Origin of the sequence: Nostoc sp. CmiVER01 (assembly GCF_034531135.2) — a bacterium.
Taxonomy (GTDB): Bacteria; Cyanobacteriota; Cyanobacteriia; order Cyanobacteriales; family Nostocaceae; genus Nostoc.
Genome location: NZ_JAVRBU020000005.1, coordinates 227,241 through 243,514, shown reverse-complemented (window position 1 = coordinate 243,514; position 16,274 = coordinate 227,241). Strand labels below are relative to the sequence as shown.

The following is a 16,274-nucleotide window of genomic DNA, read 5'->3' as shown; positions in this document are numbered from 1 at the left end:
AATTTCAAAAATGATTACTGGAATTAACCACATTACTTTATCTGTCAGAGATTTAGAGGAATCTATTAATTTTTATACCAATGTGCTAGATTTTCGCTTACTAGCAAAATGGATGAAAGGTGCTTATCTTTCGGTTGGTGATATTTGGTTGGCATTAATTTTAGACCAGAAAGTTCGAGAAAATTCTATACCTGAATATACCCATATTGGTCTGACTGTTTCTATTGAAGATTTTCCTACTCTTAGCCAACGCATTCAGCAATCAGGAGCAAAAATTTGGCAAGAAAATAAAAGCGAAGGTGCTTCTTTATATTTCCTTGATTTAAACGATCATAAACTGGAAATTCATGCTTCTGATTTAAACATTATAATAAAAACTGCTAAAGCATCTCCGTGGGAAGGGTTAGAATTTTTCATTTAAAGTTGATTAATTGAATTAGAGAGTAATAAATGTATGGCTTTAATTACACAAAGGATAGATGTTCCTGTCATCGTTGACGAATCAAAGTGTTTAGAAAAATGCACAGCTTGTATTGAAGTTTGTCCCCTCGATGTATTAGCAAAAAATCCAGAAACGGGGAAAGCATATATGAAATATGATGAGTGCTGGTTTTGTCTCCCTTGTGAAAAAGAATGTCCCACCAATGCAATTACAGTACAAATTCCCTTTTTATTGCGATAGTTTTCTCTTATCCTTTGTGACTTGGTGGTAAAATGATGAATGATGATCTCAAAAATTGGCTAGAAATGCTGCGATCGCCTGATGTAAATGACCGCTTAGTAGCTGTCAAAAGCTTACAACATCTAGGCGATGAAGAAACAATAGATGCTTTAATTATTGCTTTGAAAGATGAAAATGTCGCTGTACAAAAAATAGCCATATCTGCACTTTGGGAAATTGCCGATCCTGTAGCAATTCCTGCTTTAATTGAATGCTTAACTTCAGCAGATTCAGATATTCGCGCTGAAGCTGCATCAGCATTAAATGAATTGGTAACACCAGATGAGTTGTTACTTTTATTAGATAAGTTACAAATTAATGATGTTAATATACAACTAAATATTTTAGTGCTGTTGCGAAAAATTCATGATATTCAATCTCTACCGTATATTTTACCCTTTTTAGAATCAAAAAATTCTGAGTTAAGAGAAGCAGCAATTACTACACTTCGATATATAAATCAACTAAAAAAATGTCCACAAGCTTTGGATTTAATTTTTGACCAAGAACCAATAGTCCGTCGTGCTACTGCTTTAACTTTAGGGCATTTACAAGATACACAAGTAATTACAATACTTGCTCAAGTACTTACAAATGATAGCGACTGGCAAGTTCGCCGGAATGCAGCCAAATCCCTGGCTATTCATGAAAATCAGCAAGCAACTTCAGCATTAGAAATAGCTTTAAATGATGAACATTGGCAAGTACGCAAATCAGCAGCACAAGCTTTGCAGAAAATCCCAGATATTCAAGTTATGCCGAGATTAATTCAAGCATTAACAGATGAATATGCAGATGTCCGCAAAGAGGCTGCGATCGCACTTGGTAATTTAGCTCATCCTGATGTTATTAACCCCCTGCAACAAGCCTTAGATGATCCTGACAAAGAAGTGTCCATTCAAGCGCAACGGGCAATTCAGAAGATTCAAACAGATAGAATAGTCTCAAGGGAGCAGTAAATAACTAAGGGAAAGCGTAATGGACAATCCATTTCCTGGAATGAACCCGTATTTGGAACAGCCTGAACTTTGGCATCAAGTTCACAATCGTTTGATTGTAGCGATCGCTGATCACTTAACTCCTCAAATCGCCCCTAAATACCGAGTTTCTATTGAAGAGCGAGTTTACACTAGTGTAGATGATATCTTACTCGTAGGAATTGCTGATATAGCAGTTGCCAAACGTAATACTACAGATAACAGTACAACTTTGACTGCTGCAAAACTTGCTGAACCCAGTAAAGTGAAAGTTCCTGTACCTGAACAGATAACTGAGCGATTTTTAGAGGTGCGAGCAACTCCAACCACAGAAGTAGTCGCTGTGATTGAAATACTTTCTCCTAAAAATAAACGCTCCAAAGAAGGTAGAGCCGCTTACGAAAGCAAACGACAGAAAATTTTGGCTTCTGCAACCAACTTAGTAGAAATTGACCTCTTGAGACAAGGGCAGCCAATGCCTATTTTCGGAGCATCAACCACAGATTATAGTTATAGTATCTTAGTCAGTCGCAGCTACAACAGGCCTGATGCAGATTTATATACTTTCGATTTAAAAAACCCAATTCCTGTTTTTCCTATACCTTTGCGTGAGGGAGAACCTGAACCGATAGTTGAATTGCAAAGGTTATTAAACGAAGTTTACGAACGTGCTAGATTTGACTTGGCAATTGATTATTCACAACCTTTAAAGATAGTGCAATCACCCGAAGAAGAAGCTTGGGTAAGAGAAGTTTTGCAGAGGTTCTAAATCAGAGCGATCATTCTTGATAACTCAGGAATGCCAACCCGATCAAATATTTGCTAATTTCGCAATACAAATTCTTTACTCCAAATTATTGATCTCTGCTCATCAGCAATATTTATTAGGTGGACTTTATCGACAAAACAATGATAATTTAAATTTAATTGCTGTGCTTCTTCTAAAACTTGCAAAAATTGATCTATATTGTTTGTAAATATTCCTAAAGTTAAATGTGGAATAAATAGTAAATTATTTCTGCAATATTTAGCTAATATCCCTGTATATAATTCATTGTGTAATTTTATCATATCTGCCTTTCCTTCTTCAACCATTAAAAACAGATATTCATCCCATGATTTTTGCAATCCTTTGAAACAAATTGGAAAGGTTTTCCATTTACTCAAGATATTATCAATATGAAGAATAAGGTTGTTTTCATTAATAGACTCGATTATGGGAGATACAAGTGTAATATGTGGTTCTATTAAATAAACTTGTGGATCATATTTCTGCCTTATTTGATTGATATCCTCTGTGCTAATATTGGGGTAATGTACGATTGCGTAAGACATATTGATAAATTATTAAAAGTTATACAGCAAATTTAAACTTCTCTACTTTGCATAGTGTGTCACAGCTTACGGGGCTACGCTAACGTGAAGTACAGGAATACCCTTTTATCCAAAAGATATGACTACAGCCCATCAGCAAGAAGTCGTCCAATTACTCAAACAGGTTATCGAACCTAACTTAAATAATGACATCGTTAGTTTGGGAATGGTACGAAACTTACGCATAGTTGATGATTATATTTACTTACGTTTATATATTGGTTCTCATCAGCACCAACTACAGGCAGAAATTCAATCTAAATTGTCATCTTTATCTTGGTGTAAAAAAACTTATATTCAAATTTGTACAATTCCAGGTGTTAAAACAACTCTAGGCATCTCTAGTGGTAAAGGCGGTGTGGGCAAATCTACAACAGCCGTTAATATAGCCGCAGCTTTAAAATTACAAGGTGCAAAAGTAGGACTATTAGATGCTGATGTCTATGGGCCTAATGTTCCCCAGATGTTGGGTTTAGGAAAAGCTGATATTCAAGTGATTAATACTCCCACAGGTGATAAATTTTTACCTTTAGAAGTTCAGGGAATAAAAGTGATGTCAGTGGGTTTACTTGCAGAAGCAAATCGTCCTTTAGCATGGCGTGGGCCTGTATTGCATAAAATTATCATGCAATTTTTGCAAGATGTGGAATGGGGTGAATTAGATTATTTATTGATAGATTTACCTCCAGGTACAGGTGATGCTCAAATTACAATTATCCAAGAAAGCCCAATTTGTGGAGTCATTTTAGTGACAACTCCTCAACAAGTGGCTGTTGCAGATGTACGACGTAATATATATATGTTTCGCCAAGTGGGTGTTCCTGTCCTTGGCATCATTGAAAATATGAGTTATTTAATTTGCGATGATTGTGGTTCACGCACACCGATTTTTGGCAGTGGTGGCGGCGAACAACTGGCCGCAGAATTACTTGCGCCTTTGTTGGGACAAATTCCTATTGATCCCCGCATTTGTAGCGGTAGTGATACTGGAAATCCGATCGCAATGAGTGAATACACTTCACCAGTAAAGGAGGTTTTTACACAAATAGCTATTTCATTAAATAGTACTTTTATGGTACACGATGAGTCTACGCAGCTTGACTCAGAGAAATAAGGAGGAGAGAGTTTTTCGCTAGTTTTTTGAGTATTTTTTTATTTGGAAGTCCCTTAATTAATTCCCTGATTTTGGTGATTGAGTTATGAGACAAACTACGATAAGCTGATGTAATTACCGTAGTTAATCTAAGTAGGAATCTACCATACATCATTCTCTAAAAGCAAGCTATTTAATTAATGACTCAAAAAGCAGAATTATCTCAATTTGCCCACGAGCGAATTAAACGAGTAGTATGCAACAACGCCGTTTGGTGCGATACGATTTGTCGAGTACATGGGCTATCTGGGGAGTTTAAGGATGTATTAAAGTCTCTAAAGGAAGGTTGAATACATGGAAGCTTTTCAAAAAGGAGTTGAAGGCGAAATAGTTAAAAGCGAAATAGCAAAGCAAATTTATACAGTTTCACATCTAGCTGGGTCTTTTAAACTCCGTTCTGGGAAAATCTCAAACGAATATTTTGATAAATATCAGTTCGAGGCAGATCCAATTTTACTTAATGCTGTTGTTAAGCAGATGCTTACTCTCATTCCAAGTGATATCAAAGTACTTGCAGGTCTCGAACTTGGTGGCATTTCGATAGTGACACTCTTATCACACTACTCTGGTTTACCTACTGCTTTCGTAAGAAAAGAAGCGAAAAAATATGGAACTTCTCGATTAGCTGAAGGTGTACAGATTAATAATCGGAAAGTGCTGATTGTAGAAGATGTAGTAACTTCTGGTGGTCAAATCATTATCTCAGCCAATCAACTGCGTCAACTTGGCGCTCAAATTGATTACGTACTCTGCGTTATCGACCGCGAGGAAGGTGCTATTGATAAACTCTTAGCAGAAGGTATTACACTGCTTTCTCTACTAAAGCGGAGTGATTTTCCTAATTAATATTAAGGCTATGACGGTTTTGCTATAGCGAAGCGCAGATCGCACTTATGACATCAGACAATTAGCAACCTTCTCTAAACCCCTTAACGAAGCCGTAGTTTCAATAAATCTATTCAAACCGAAATATGTCAGACATTGCTGATTTTTCTGCTTCTCAACTATTATCGCTATATCGCGATCGCCAGTTATCACCAGTTGCAGCAACCAAAGCTGCCCTAGAACGGATCAATACTTACAATAACTCAGTTAACGCCTTTGCGATCGTAGATGAAAACACTGCTCTGGCTGAAGCCCAAGCCTCAGAAGTGCGTTGGCTAAATGGAAATCCTCGTGGCTTAGTGGATGGGATACCTTTTACCGTCAAGGATTTACTATTAACCAAGGGTTTACCAACGCGCCGAGGGAGTAAAGCGATAATCTCCCATCAACCTTGGGAAGAAAATGCACCTGCGGTGGCTCGTCTGCGGGAACAAGGAGCAGTTTTATTAGGAAAAACCACAACCTCTGAATTTGGTTGGAAGGGTGTCACCGACAGTCCACTGACTGGTATCACCCGCAATCCTTGGAATACAGATTTGACTCCCGGAGGAAGTAGCGGTGGTGCTGCTGTTGCTGCTGCATTGGGCATGGGAACACTGCATCTCGCTACAGATGGTGGTGGATCGTCAAGAACACCGGCGGCATTAACAGGTGTGTTTGGTTTAAAACCGACTTTTGGACGTGTTTCTGGCTACCCATCAGCCCATACTGGATCATTGTTTCATATTGGCGTTTTGGTTCGTACCGTCACTGATGCCGCACTCACATTAAATGTTATCGCCCATTCTGATGTGCGTGATTGGTATGCTTTACCAGATGACAAACAAGATTATACTTCTGAGTTAGACAAGGGTGTAGCTGGATTGAGAATTGCTTACAGTCCCAACTTTGGCTATGCTGAGGTTGATGCAGAAGTAGCTGCTTTAGTTAAAGCCGCAGTTGATGTTTTTGCTAAACTCGGTGCGATTGTCGAAGAAGTCGATCCAGGTTTTGTAAATCCTCGCCCTATTTTTCAAACCTTTTGGCAAGCTGGTGCAGCTAAGTTATTGCGTGGCTTTAGTCCAGAACAACAAGCTTTAATTGAAGAAGGTTTGCAAGCTATAGCCAAAGAAGGCGATCGCCTCACCTTAATAGAATATCTCAGCGCCCAAGATGCCCGTGAAGCATTGGGACGTCAAAAGCAAATATTTCATCAAAACTATGACTTATTACTTACTCCCACCTTACCAATAGTTGCTTTTCCTGTTGGACAAAATCGGCCTCAATCATCTATTGATCATCAGCACCGAGATTGGACACCTTTTACATATCCTTTCAACCTTACACAACAACCTGCTGCATCTTTACCTTGTGGCTTCACCAAAAACGGTTTGCCTGTTGGGATACAAATTGTCGCCGCAAAATATAAAGATTTACTGGTATTGCAAGCAGCTAAAGCTTATGAAAGTATTTTTCCTTTTATCATGCCGTTAGGAGCAAGTCAATTGTAGACATCAGTGGAATTCTCTTTCGCCTTTAAATATTCTCACAAGCAATTACTTTGTTTAAACAAGGGCTTTAGTGTTCGCACTTCTTTAGGGCTGCGGCAGGAAAGGATGATTGTTAACGTTCTGATTTTTAAATCTTCTGCAAAATGCTTAAGCTGCTCCATATAGCTAAATAAATATATGATTAGAGCCGTACTTTTTGACCTTGATGATACGCTCATAGATCACGATGCAGCAATTAGGGATGCCGCAGGTGCATTGTTTGATAAGGTCATACCCGATGGCAAACATGAGTTCAAGGTGTTCATAGAGCAATGGATATCCTTGAACCGAAAGTGGTATAAGAAGTTCTTTGCAAAACAAGTCACTTTTCAGGAATCAAGCAGAGGAAAACTGCGAGAAGCATTCTCGAAATACGGATATCAATTTTCAGATACAGATGCCGATACCTTGCTCTCGGAGTACTGGGAACATTACGTGAGTATGTGCCAGTTATACGATGATGTCTATGAGTGTTTTGCACAGTTACAGAAATGCAAGATCGGCGTGGTAACAAACGGTCAGGAGGCGCAGCAGGTTGAAAAACTTAGACGATGCGGTATTCTGCCAGTTATGGATGTCGTTGTTACTTCAGAAGTGGCGGGATTTGCCAAGCCTGCGCCCCAGATTTTCCAGTATGCTTGTGCCAAATTGCGAGTACAACAAACACAGAGCGTCTATATTGGAGATAACTTTGAACTAGACGCGTTAGCGGCCAGAGATGCTGGATTAACAGGAGTTTGGCTTAACCGTCTTCACGGGGATTTGCAGCCATCTCCTCGGATTATAAAACGAATTAATCGGCTGACTGAACTATCAGAGTTAATATTATAAAAGCTGGCATCAAGCTCAAACTAATTATTGCATATTACAGTAACTATAAAAATTTACCGTAGATTGAGGTATAATTCTCTTTTCAATCAGCACCCCAATTAATTTATGACCACTGTATATGTTTGTGATTTAGCCGATACATTGCTTGGAGATAATGTAATACTTTCTTCCTTCAGCAAGAAAGTCCTTCATGAAGTCTTGCATCAAGGACTAAAGTTTATCAGATCATGAACAAACGGCGAGACAATGTTCCTTTTGATCCTTACTACTTTGAGAAGCTCACATATCTAGGTGTGAACTTACTGCCCAGCGATACCTTCCGGCACATCTTCCAAACGAATCATTGGCGTGGATCTAATTCAATTTCAGGGGAGGGTGCTAGTAGAAGACAAACACAACAGATTGAAGCTCAACTTCCAGCATTACTTAAAACATTACAAGTGGAGATACTTCTCGATCTCCCCTGCGGAGACTTCAGTTGGATGCAGTTTATAGATTTACCTATTTCAAGTTACATCGGCGCAGATATCGTACCTGAACTGATTACTGAAAACCAGAAGCGTTACGGAAGTAAAAAGTGTCAGTTTCTGACATTGAATTTAACAAGCGACCCTCTACCAAGAGCAAACATATTGCTATGCCGAGATTGCTTTGTGCATCTTTCAATAGCAGACATTTTCTTAGCTCTCGATAATATTAAAAGTAGCCATATTGATTATCTACTAACAACTACTTTCCTCAATTGTGAAGACAACGAGGATATCACGACAGGTGACTGGCGTTTATTAAATTTGGAGAAACAACCTTTTAATTTTCCTACACCTCTACTACTGATAAATGAACAATGTACTGAGGGAGGTGGCTTATATAAAGATAAGAGCTTGGGATTGTGGCAGGTGCAAGACATTACCTTGGTTTAGAGTGATAAATAGCGATCGCATCTGAGTGCAGACATTTTAATTCACATTAGGCGTGAATTATAAACACTACACAGATTTAGCTAACTGCCACCTTGGTTTGCTGTTTCCATACCGCATCTGCATACAATGATGTGTCGAAGTCCGGCGAAATATTGCCGTTAGTGATCCGGGCTTCGTGTAATGACCAGTCAGCAAAGAATAAGTCGTGGCTGATGCGTGCCACTACTGCTGGCACATCGCGGCGGATGCTGGGTACGTCACCGATAGGCAGACCGAAGCTTACGAAGCCAGCAGGATTGAACACATGGATGTCCTTCAGGTAAGGGGCGTTGCCAAGTACTTTCTCTTGGTATTCATGGGCGCTACCAAGGTAAGGGTGGGTGCTGAGTTGATCGTCACGCTGGTCGGTTGGGGCTTCATAGCGATCGCGCCAGAGGGCGATGTGATGTGCAAATTCGGCAAGTTCCGGCCGCTTTGTCGGGTCAACAAAATAGCCAGTACCAGCGATCGCAAAATCGAACTCGAAAACATCATCATTTACTTGAGCAACGATGCGATCGCCTTGATTGTGAGCAGATTTCCAAGGTGCAGATAAGTGCAGGTAGAAGTTAGAGAAAGCTATTACCCGCTCGATTGCGTCTGGTGGTGGTGTAGAGCCAACCTGATTAAACCGCCAAGCTTGGAACCAGCGAGCTGCATCAGGTAGTTGCGGATAGTTGTAGTAAGCGCCAGGATAACCTCGCAGGCGATTCACTGGCAGAGATGCGATCGCTGGCCGTCGTGCGAACAGGTGTACTGCCTTAGCGCCTGATTCCAATGCTACTCCTGCCGCATCGAAGGCCGAGGCCGCAGCACCCAGCACTGCTACTGTTTTGCCACGTAGATTGTTGAAGTCGATTTCATCGGCGGTATGTGCATATAAGGTACGTGGCAGAGATGCCAATATAGGCGGTATATTTGGGCCACCAGTGCCAGCTACACCATTGGCGAAAATAATTTTACGTGTGGTTTCCACCTGGGCGACACCGTTCACTTCTAAGTGTAGACGAAAGAAATCTGCCTCTGGCTCAATCCGCACCAACTTTGTCTGATACCGAACTGGAATGCCCAGGAAATGCCGATACCAACTGAGGTACTCAGCCCACGCCACTCGTGGAATGCGGTCAAGCGCTGCGTATGCCTCAACACCGTGCCGCGCCTCGTACCATGCTTGAAATGATAGCGCCGAAATGCCCAGTTCTGGCCCTGGCAGATTTTTCGGTGTGCGTAACTTTTTCATCCGCGCCCGCGTCAGCCACACGCCAGCATGAACTTCGTCAAGAGCCTCATCGATGACTGTCACACGGCCAATGCCGGCACGCCGCAGGGCAAATGCGAAGGTGCTGCCACTGCCACTACCGCCTACTATTGTCACATTGTGGTCAATGCCTGGGCGATCGCTTACCCAGTTTTCGGGATCTGGGCCGAGTAGGCGCAACGCCTCACGAGCGGCAAAATCGAGGTCAGTCGTTGTTGTCATGTCGGTATTTAAGGATGAAATAAGATTTTATCGAGATTAGTGATACTGAAAAGCATAATATCACGAGGAGCTAATAATTAGCTTACCTAATATTAAGCTTTACGAATAAGATAATTACTGACTGTTAGCGAAGCGGTGCTGATGTCACCCAAATAGTAAGGATTCAGCACCCAGGAGTCAGGAGCCAGAATTTATCAGGAATCTAGAATGATTGGTATATTTAGTCATCAAATGTTCTCCTGATTCTTTAACTATTCTGAATTCTTACAAAGAAGCACCACGGTAAAGGTTACTGCACATTGCAAATTAGTTGAAATTTTCTATTAGTTTGAGTAGCTGATAATGCTTATCTTTATTTATTCACACTCGCCAATAAATAAAAACTTTTTAGTTTGCTGAAAATCCCAAACCATTTTATCTCCTGCTTAAGAACACGCTCACGATCAGCAGATTCTTGTGGTGGTAGTTCCCAAATATCACGGATTTCATGTTCTTGCTGATCTGTTAATTGGAGATGATGAGGTAATTGAGATTGTTGCCCAAATAACCAAGGTACTCCATTTAATAATTCTCTTTCTATTCCATCAAACATATTTTTACCCTTATGAAAAATAAGGTGATTTTGACATTTGGCTTTTTACTTCTTGCTGCAATTATTGGCATTTGGCGATATCTTTGTTAAAACTGCTGTCCCAAAGTTGTTTTACATCAACTTTTGTGGAAATTACACCCGCTTGAAAAAAGGTATCAGCAACCTTTTGCTCAGAAGCAATAGCTGCGTCAGAAATAGGAAGTAATTCTTGACGACGCTGTTGTTGCCCTTGCTTGGCATCTTGATAAACGATGCCTTCATCAACGTCTATGGTAGTTGCATAATTCTTCGACCATTGCTTGAGATTAGATTCTCGCCAAGTTTGGGATTTCTGCAAACGACAGAGAAAATCAGCAATTACAACTTTCTTTTGGGGATCAGCGATCGCATTGGGTGAAGCAATAATCACAAAGTTACCGCTCAAAATATCTTTTGCAGATTCCAGCACTCGCGCCCCTTCTTTTTTGGCTTGGGGGATGGAGTAACCGTAGGTAGCCCAAGCATCAAGCTGTCCTTTACGAAAAGCCGAAAGCCCATCGGGTATTGATAAAGGAATTGCATTGATATCCTTCATCGTCAGCCCGACTTTTTCCAACATTTTAATCAGGAAGTAGTGGGCAGTCGTGGCTTTAACATAACCCACTTTCTTACCTTTAAGATCAGCGATCGTTTTGGCAGTAGAGTCCTTGGGTACAAGTACAACTTGACTAACCGTAGGCCCTTTGAGAGTGGCAATAATTTTTACAGATGCTTTCGATTCAATCGCAAAAATCGGTGGAATTTCACTAGAAGAGGCTAAGTCAATTGCACCAGCATTGATTGACTGTACCATCAAGTTACCCCCGGTAAACTCAGTAAATTGAGTTGTGTAAGGGAAATTATCTAGTCCAGCTAACTTTAAATTTAGGTCCCAGCCACCTTTATACTTAGCAACACGCAATTGAGTTGTATTCGACACTGCAATTTTAGATGGACTAGGATTAGCAGTGATCGTTGTCGGACTGGTAGACTTAACCTCTGAGCAAGCTGTTGTTGCTACTAACAAGCAACCCAGAGAGAAGAAAAAATTTTGCCGCAGCCAATTGGTAGACACGTTAATTTTTAGGTATAAAAAGACAAGGAAGAAAAATAACCACCAACTACTCTAGTAAGCTTGGTTCTTCGCCCACAATTCGGTCGTAGAGTGGCTGAAAGCTAAACCAACCGCCAGAATGGGTTCCTATTTGGTTATGAGTAAAAGTTGCTGTTTCGTGGTCAATGGGAAGTGGTTTGCCAGCTGCTTCTGCAAGTAGTTGGGCTTGAGCCGATCGCTCAAAAGAAATGTACCAAAAAGCAGCTTCGTCTACTGTCTGTCCCACTGTCAAAAAGCCATGATTCCGTAGGATGACAGCTTTTTTGTCTCCTAAAGATTCAGCAATTCTTTTACCCTCTGAAGTATCTAAAACTACTCCTTTATAGTCATCAAATAGAGCGTGGTCTTGATAGAAAGCACAAGCATCTTGAGTTAGGGGATCAAGGAGGCGACCAAGACTTGACCAAGATTTACCATGCAGAGAATGAGCATGAGCCGCTGCAACTATATCAGGTCGCGCCTCATGAACCTGTGAATGAATGGCAAAAGCGGCGCGATTGACGGGAGCATTACCTTTGACAACTTCGCCTTCTCTATCGACCAAAATCAAGTCAGAAACCCGGATGTGGCCAAAGTATTTGCCAAGGGGATTTACCCAAAAATGGTCAGTAAACTCAGGATCTCTGGCGGTGATGTGGCCTGCTGTTCCCTCACTAAAGCCAAAACGAGCAAACAGCCGAAATGCAGCCGCAAGGCGTTGTTTGCGGTAGAGTCGTTCTTCTTCAACTCGTTCAAAGACTGGCGGTTGTGGTCTAGTGAAATTTGGCATGATTTTCTCTTTCTTGTTTCACAGGGAGATTAAGCTACGGTTGCTGTTTGTCTTTCTTGTCGTTGCACTTGTTGACGTACCAAAGGAATCACATCTCGACCGTAGGCGATCGCATCTTCCACAGGGTCAAAACCGCGAATCAATAGTGTTGTCACTCCAGCTTTGTAGTAATCAAATAATGACTCTGCAACTTGTTCTGGAGTCCCCACCAAAGCAGTAGTATTACCACGAGCGCCAGTAGCAGCTGCGATCGGTGTCCATAAACGCTTATCATGAATTTCGCTTTCCTTAGCAAAATCCAACAACCGCAATGAACCAACAGCTTCAGGTCGGAAAGAAGCCCCCGGAGATAATTGAATCCCAGCCTTAGCCCGGGTTTCATTGATCCGTGAGAGAATATAATGTGCTTTTTCCCACGCTTTTGCTTCTGTTTCGCCCAAAATCGGACGTAAGGAAACACTAAATCGTAAATCTTTTCCAGGCGGTGCTGCGGCTTTCACCTCTGCGATCCGTTGTTTAATAGCAGCTATGGGTTCTCCCCAAAACGCATATACATTACTGTGCTTTGCACCTACATCCACAGCAGCACCAGAAGCACCACCGAAATATATTGGTATATGCGGTTGCTGTAAAGGTTTAACTTCCGAAAATGCTTGTTTGAGTTGGTAAAACTCCCCATGATAATCGAAGGGTTTTTCACTCGTCCAAACTCGCCGCACAATATCGAGATATTCATCAGTACGGCGATAGCGAGTATCATGATCGAGCCAATCACCATCGCGCTGTTGTTCGGCATCGCTCCCACCAGTAATAATATGTACTGCAACGCGACCATTAGAAAAGTGATCTAATGTTGCTAATTTACGGGCGGCTAAAGTGGGAGCCACAAAACCTGGTCTATGTGCAAGTAAAAATTTGAGTCGTTCGGTTGCAGCAGCCACATAACTGACTACATTAAAGCCATCTGGCCCTGTAGAACTATAACCAACTAGCACTCGATCAAAGCCACCATCTTCATGGACTTTTGCAAATTTGCGGACATAAGCTAAGTCTATACTTCCCCCGGTAATAGATACGGTAGGACTATGTAATTCAGACGCTTCTCGCGTACCAATCATGCCAATAAATTCCACAGACATATTAATTTTGCTCCAAATCTTTGTTATTTAAGTTTTTAGTGGTAGTTATTCTGTGCCTCTTTTCATCTTTCCTACTACCTAGCGGCGGTAGTTTCTAAAGGACATACTGCCTTTGTAATATCTACTCGTTGCGGAATAATTTTTTGCTCTAGTAACCAGTCAGCTGTTTTTTGAAGCTTGGCAATATCTTCAGTATTAGGAAATACGTAAGACTCTGGGCCTCGATTTTTAGTCACCTGCTTGGCTACCGCATCAGAGACTTTTAGCTCTTTAACGAGAAAATCTGATGCAGCATTAGTATGTTGATTTAACCATTTACCATCCTCACTCAAAGCAGTGAGAGCAGCTTTCACGGCTACAGGATTCTCTTTAGCTGCATCACTACGAACAACCATAATGCCGTAGGTAGGAGCAGGGTGTGTAGTGGTGATTCTTCGCGCCTTGTGTTCTAATTCTGCAATGGAAATATAAGGTTCCCAAACTGCCCACGCATCAACAGAACCTTGATATAGAGCAGGTGCAGCGTCATTCGGTGATAAGTAAACTCGCTGGACTTGATATGAAGGAATATTTTCTTTTTCCAAAACTTTTAATAACAGGTATTCCCCTGCACCACCTTGATTAACAGCAACTTTTTTACCTATTAAATCAGTCGGTTTACGAATGGGAGAATCACCACGAACTAAAATAGCATTACTCAAAGAATCTGGTCTAGGACGCTGTACAGAGCCAATACAAAGAGGTTGTTTGGCAGCAATTCCAGAAATGGAAGGAATATCACCACAGCCGCCAATATCCGCCCGATTACCATTAAGAGAACTTAAAAGCGTAGCGCAACGGTCAAATGGCCCACTCCATTCAACTTTAATATTTTGCGTCGCTAACTGACGCTCTAACTCACCTCGTTGACGCGCAATCGGAATAATCCCGCCTTTTTGGTAGCCCAAGCGAATTACAGTGTTTTTCTCTGTAGTTTTGGTAGTGAGAGTTTTTGAAGAGGAAGCTGAGTTAACTGTGGCATTGATAGCTGTTTGTTGACTGCAACCAGAAGCTATCAAACCAAGAAAAGACGCTGCAACTGCGAAGGTTGTACTAGCAGAATACTTTTCTTTGTACTGAAAACGGTGTTCTTTGAAATAATTCCCCACAATGGACTCCTTGATATTTTGGGTCAGTTTGGCATTGTAATGAAACGACCAGTCTGTAGTACGCGGGAGGTTAGAAGAACTCCAACCACCGTGATGAATCAATCGGTAAGAACAACCCTAGCAGTACAGGCTGCTGGAGAGTTTGGGATAATGGGCTTTGGAGATAGTCTGTTGGAGAAGCGTAGACGCAAAGCGGCTTGTCGCCAGACATCGCCTCTTTACTTGCTCTCAAAGAAGTAGTATCAATTGCACTCATAGTTCCTCTCAACGGTTTCGGTTGGCTGCGAGATCCTCGATTTCTGATAAATTGCTACAAGTTAAAAGTCAGGGATCTGAACAAAATTAGAAGAATCCTCGTTGTGGCAATGGTGTACCGTTGATCTCGTAGTCGCCGATCGCACGAGCCTTAAAGTGATTTGGATTGTGTGAGGACAAGGTGCGGGCGTTGCGCCAGTGACGATCAAAGTTGGAGCTTTTCTTTGTTGTGGAAGCCCCACCAACTTCAAACAGCAAAGTGGCTGAACGTAGAGCCAAATCATCAACAATCAATTTGGCTTTGGCTGCACTCAGAGAAGTTGCCAGTGCCGCAGCTGTCTCTGCCTCTTCACCCTGAGCTTGGGCAGCAGGGAGGCGATCAAGACCATCAGCGGCCGCTAAAACAATTGCTTCGGCAGCAAAGGCATTGGCGGCAATCTGCCCGACAGTCTGCTGCAAGATTGGATCTTCTGAGGCTTGCTCGGATACAGCATGGTAGAAAGTCCGGGGTCGGGTACGGACGAGGGCTGTTGCATCGCGTAGAACGCTGCGAATAATGCCAGCATTAATTGCTGTTAAAAATAATTGCGGGACAATGTTGTATGGCAGGTTGTCTTTATCTGTGTCTGTCTCAAAAATTACTTCGTCCACTTCTACACGGACATTTTGGAATGTTGTTGTTCCAGTGCCTGTAAGCCTTTGACCGAAGCCGTCCCAGTCGTCCACCAGGTCAATGCCCTCCCGGTTGGTGGGAATGAGTATAAATGCTCTAGTGCCATCGGGTACTAGCACACGCACGAAAATCAAGTCTGCATAAAGGCTGCCAGTGCTGTAATACTTAGTCCCATTTAGACGATAGCCATCGCCATCAAGTGTTAATTTTGTATTCACGACTTGGCCGCCACCAGATCGCTTAACTTCCAGTTCGGTTGAAGCGAGTCCAATAATCGCGCCATCGACGACGGCTTTGAGCCAGCGACGATTCCTTTGGGTGCGCTCAGAACGCAAAATTCGCTCTGTTACAGAGAAATGATTCCGCACAATGTGAGCCACGTTTGGGTCAGCATCCCCCAGCTGAATCACGACCTCAAACAGTTCGCGTGCCGTGCTACCACCACCACCTTCGGCAACAGGGATTCGCAATGCACCCAACCTGGAACGCCGGATCAATTCAACTACATCATAAGGAAGGATGCGATCGCGATCGCGCTTACTTGCCCCCAGAGCAATAAAATCAAAAAGCTGCTGGAGTTCCGGTGAATTTGCTCTCACCGGAGCCGAAAACTGAATTGTCGTATCTGCAAGTTTCTCTGGACTCTTAATCATTAGT

The 16,274-nt window shown here is 41.9% G+C and carries 19 protein-coding genes; 10 read left to right on the top strand and 9 right to left on the bottom strand.

Going from position 1 to position 16,274, the window contains the following annotated elements; translation table 11 throughout:
* Nucleotides 1-10 precede the first annotated feature (10 nt).
* From RMZ43_RS09975 to RMZ43_RS09960, 4 genes are read left to right on the top strand one after another with little or no spacing between them, the layout of a single operon-like run.
* Nucleotides 11-421: a VOC family protein gene (locus tag RMZ43_RS09975; protein WP_322651421.1), complete on the top strand. Its 411-nt coding sequence runs from the start codon at nucleotides 11-13 to the stop codon at nucleotides 419-421.
* Nucleotides 422-454: 33 nt separating this feature from the next.
* A complete protein-coding gene (locus RMZ43_RS09970; RefSeq protein WP_069068766.1) occupies nucleotides 455-682 on the top strand; it encodes a 4Fe-4S dicluster domain-containing protein in 228 nt (75 codons plus the stop codon).
* Between the two features lie 35 nt (nucleotides 683-717).
* Nucleotides 718-1,680, top strand: coding sequence for a HEAT repeat domain-containing protein (locus RMZ43_RS09965; protein ID WP_322653159.1), 963 nt, complete (start codon nucleotides 718-720; stop codon nucleotides 1,678-1,680).
* A gap of 19 nt (nucleotides 1,681-1,699) precedes the next feature.
* On the top strand, nucleotides 1,700-2,467 hold the full coding sequence (locus tag RMZ43_RS09960; RefSeq protein WP_322653118.1) for a DUF4058 family protein: 768 nt from the start codon (nucleotides 1,700-1,702) through the stop codon (nucleotides 2,465-2,467).
* A gap of 53 nt (nucleotides 2,468-2,520) precedes the next feature.
* Here RMZ43_RS09960 and RMZ43_RS09955 read toward each other — a convergent pair whose 3' ends face one another.
* The gene (locus RMZ43_RS09955; protein ID WP_322653117.1) at nucleotides 2,521-3,033 is read right to left on the bottom strand and encodes a 2'-5' RNA ligase family protein; all 513 of its coding nucleotides are present in this window, start codon (nucleotides 3,031-3,033) and stop codon (nucleotides 2,521-2,523) included.
* Nucleotides 3,034-3,151: 118 nt separating this feature from the next.
* On the opposite strand from RMZ43_RS09955, the gene RMZ43_RS09950 reads away from it, so the two are divergent.
* From RMZ43_RS09950 to RMZ43_RS09925, 6 genes are all read left to right on the top strand, one after another.
* Nucleotides 3,152-4,186, top strand: coding sequence for an Mrp/NBP35 family ATP-binding protein (locus RMZ43_RS09950; protein WP_322653116.1), 1,035 nt, complete (start codon nucleotides 3,152-3,154; stop codon nucleotides 4,184-4,186).
* A 179-nt stretch (nucleotides 4,187-4,365) separates the two neighbouring features.
* Nucleotides 4,366-4,515: a hypothetical protein gene (locus tag RMZ43_RS09945; protein WP_322651424.1), complete on the top strand. Its 150-nt coding sequence runs from the start codon at nucleotides 4,366-4,368 to the stop codon at nucleotides 4,513-4,515.
* A gap of 4 nt (nucleotides 4,516-4,519) precedes the next feature.
* Nucleotides 4,520-5,071, top strand: coding sequence for an orotate phosphoribosyltransferase (gene pyrE / locus RMZ43_RS09940; protein ID WP_322651425.1), 552 nt, complete (start codon nucleotides 4,520-4,522; stop codon nucleotides 5,069-5,071).
* Nucleotides 5,072-5,196: 125 nt separating this feature from the next.
* Complete coding sequence (locus RMZ43_RS09935) at nucleotides 5,197-6,600, top strand: amidase (protein WP_322653115.1); 1,404 nt, start codon at nucleotides 5,197-5,199, stop codon at nucleotides 6,598-6,600.
* Nucleotides 6,601-6,777: 177 nt separating this feature from the next.
* A complete protein-coding gene (locus RMZ43_RS09930) occupies nucleotides 6,778-7,470 on the top strand; it encodes an HAD family hydrolase (protein ID WP_322653114.1) in 693 nt (230 codons plus the stop codon).
* A gap of 227 nt (nucleotides 7,471-7,697) precedes the next feature.
* The gene (locus RMZ43_RS09925) at nucleotides 7,698-8,390 is read left to right on the top strand and encodes a class I SAM-dependent methyltransferase (protein WP_322653113.1); all 693 of its coding nucleotides are present in this window, start codon (nucleotides 7,698-7,700) and stop codon (nucleotides 8,388-8,390) included.
* Nucleotides 8,391-8,466: 76 nt separating this feature from the next.
* Here the strand turns inward: RMZ43_RS09925 and RMZ43_RS09920 are convergent, their stop codons facing one another.
* From RMZ43_RS09920 to RMZ43_RS09885, 8 genes are all read right to left on the bottom strand, one after another.
* Nucleotides 8,467-9,909 (bottom strand): FAD-dependent oxidoreductase, encoded by a 1,443-nt coding sequence (locus tag RMZ43_RS09920; protein WP_322653112.1) that lies wholly within the window; start codon nucleotides 9,907-9,909, stop codon nucleotides 8,467-8,469.
* 352 nt (nucleotides 9,910-10,261) lie between these two features.
* Entirely contained in the window at nucleotides 10,262-10,501 is a 240-nt protein-coding gene (locus RMZ43_RS09915; protein WP_322653111.1) for a hypothetical protein, read from the bottom strand.
* Nucleotides 10,502-10,562: 61 nt separating this feature from the next.
* Nucleotides 10,563-11,594 (bottom strand): ABC transporter substrate-binding protein, encoded by a 1,032-nt coding sequence (locus RMZ43_RS09910; protein ID WP_322653110.1) that lies wholly within the window; start codon nucleotides 11,592-11,594, stop codon nucleotides 10,563-10,565.
* Nucleotides 11,595-11,640: 46 nt separating this feature from the next.
* Nucleotides 11,641-12,402, bottom strand: a complete 762-nt coding sequence (locus RMZ43_RS09905; protein WP_322653109.1) for a class II aldolase/adducin family protein — start codon at nucleotides 12,400-12,402, stop codon at nucleotides 11,641-11,643.
* 29 nt (nucleotides 12,403-12,431) lie between these two features.
* The gene (locus RMZ43_RS09900) at nucleotides 12,432-13,541 is read right to left on the bottom strand and encodes an LLM class flavin-dependent oxidoreductase (RefSeq protein WP_322653108.1); all 1,110 of its coding nucleotides are present in this window, start codon (nucleotides 13,539-13,541) and stop codon (nucleotides 12,432-12,434) included.
* A 74-nt stretch (nucleotides 13,542-13,615) separates the two neighbouring features.
* Nucleotides 13,616-14,689 carry an aliphatic sulfonate ABC transporter substrate-binding protein gene (locus RMZ43_RS09895; protein ID WP_322653107.1) on the bottom strand — a complete coding sequence of 358 codons (1,074 nt, stop codon included), beginning with the start codon at nucleotides 14,687-14,689 and terminating at the stop codon, nucleotides 13,616-13,618.
* A gap of 70 nt (nucleotides 14,690-14,759) precedes the next feature.
* The gene (locus tag RMZ43_RS09890; protein ID WP_322653106.1) at nucleotides 14,760-14,945 is read right to left on the bottom strand and encodes a hypothetical protein; all 186 of its coding nucleotides are present in this window, start codon (nucleotides 14,943-14,945) and stop codon (nucleotides 14,760-14,762) included.
* Between the two features lie 86 nt (nucleotides 14,946-15,031).
* On the bottom strand, nucleotides 15,032-16,270 hold the full coding sequence (locus RMZ43_RS09885) for an acyl-CoA dehydrogenase family protein (protein WP_322651435.1): 1,239 nt from the start codon (nucleotides 16,268-16,270) through the stop codon (nucleotides 15,032-15,034).
* Nucleotides 16,271-16,274: the final 4 nt, after the last annotated feature.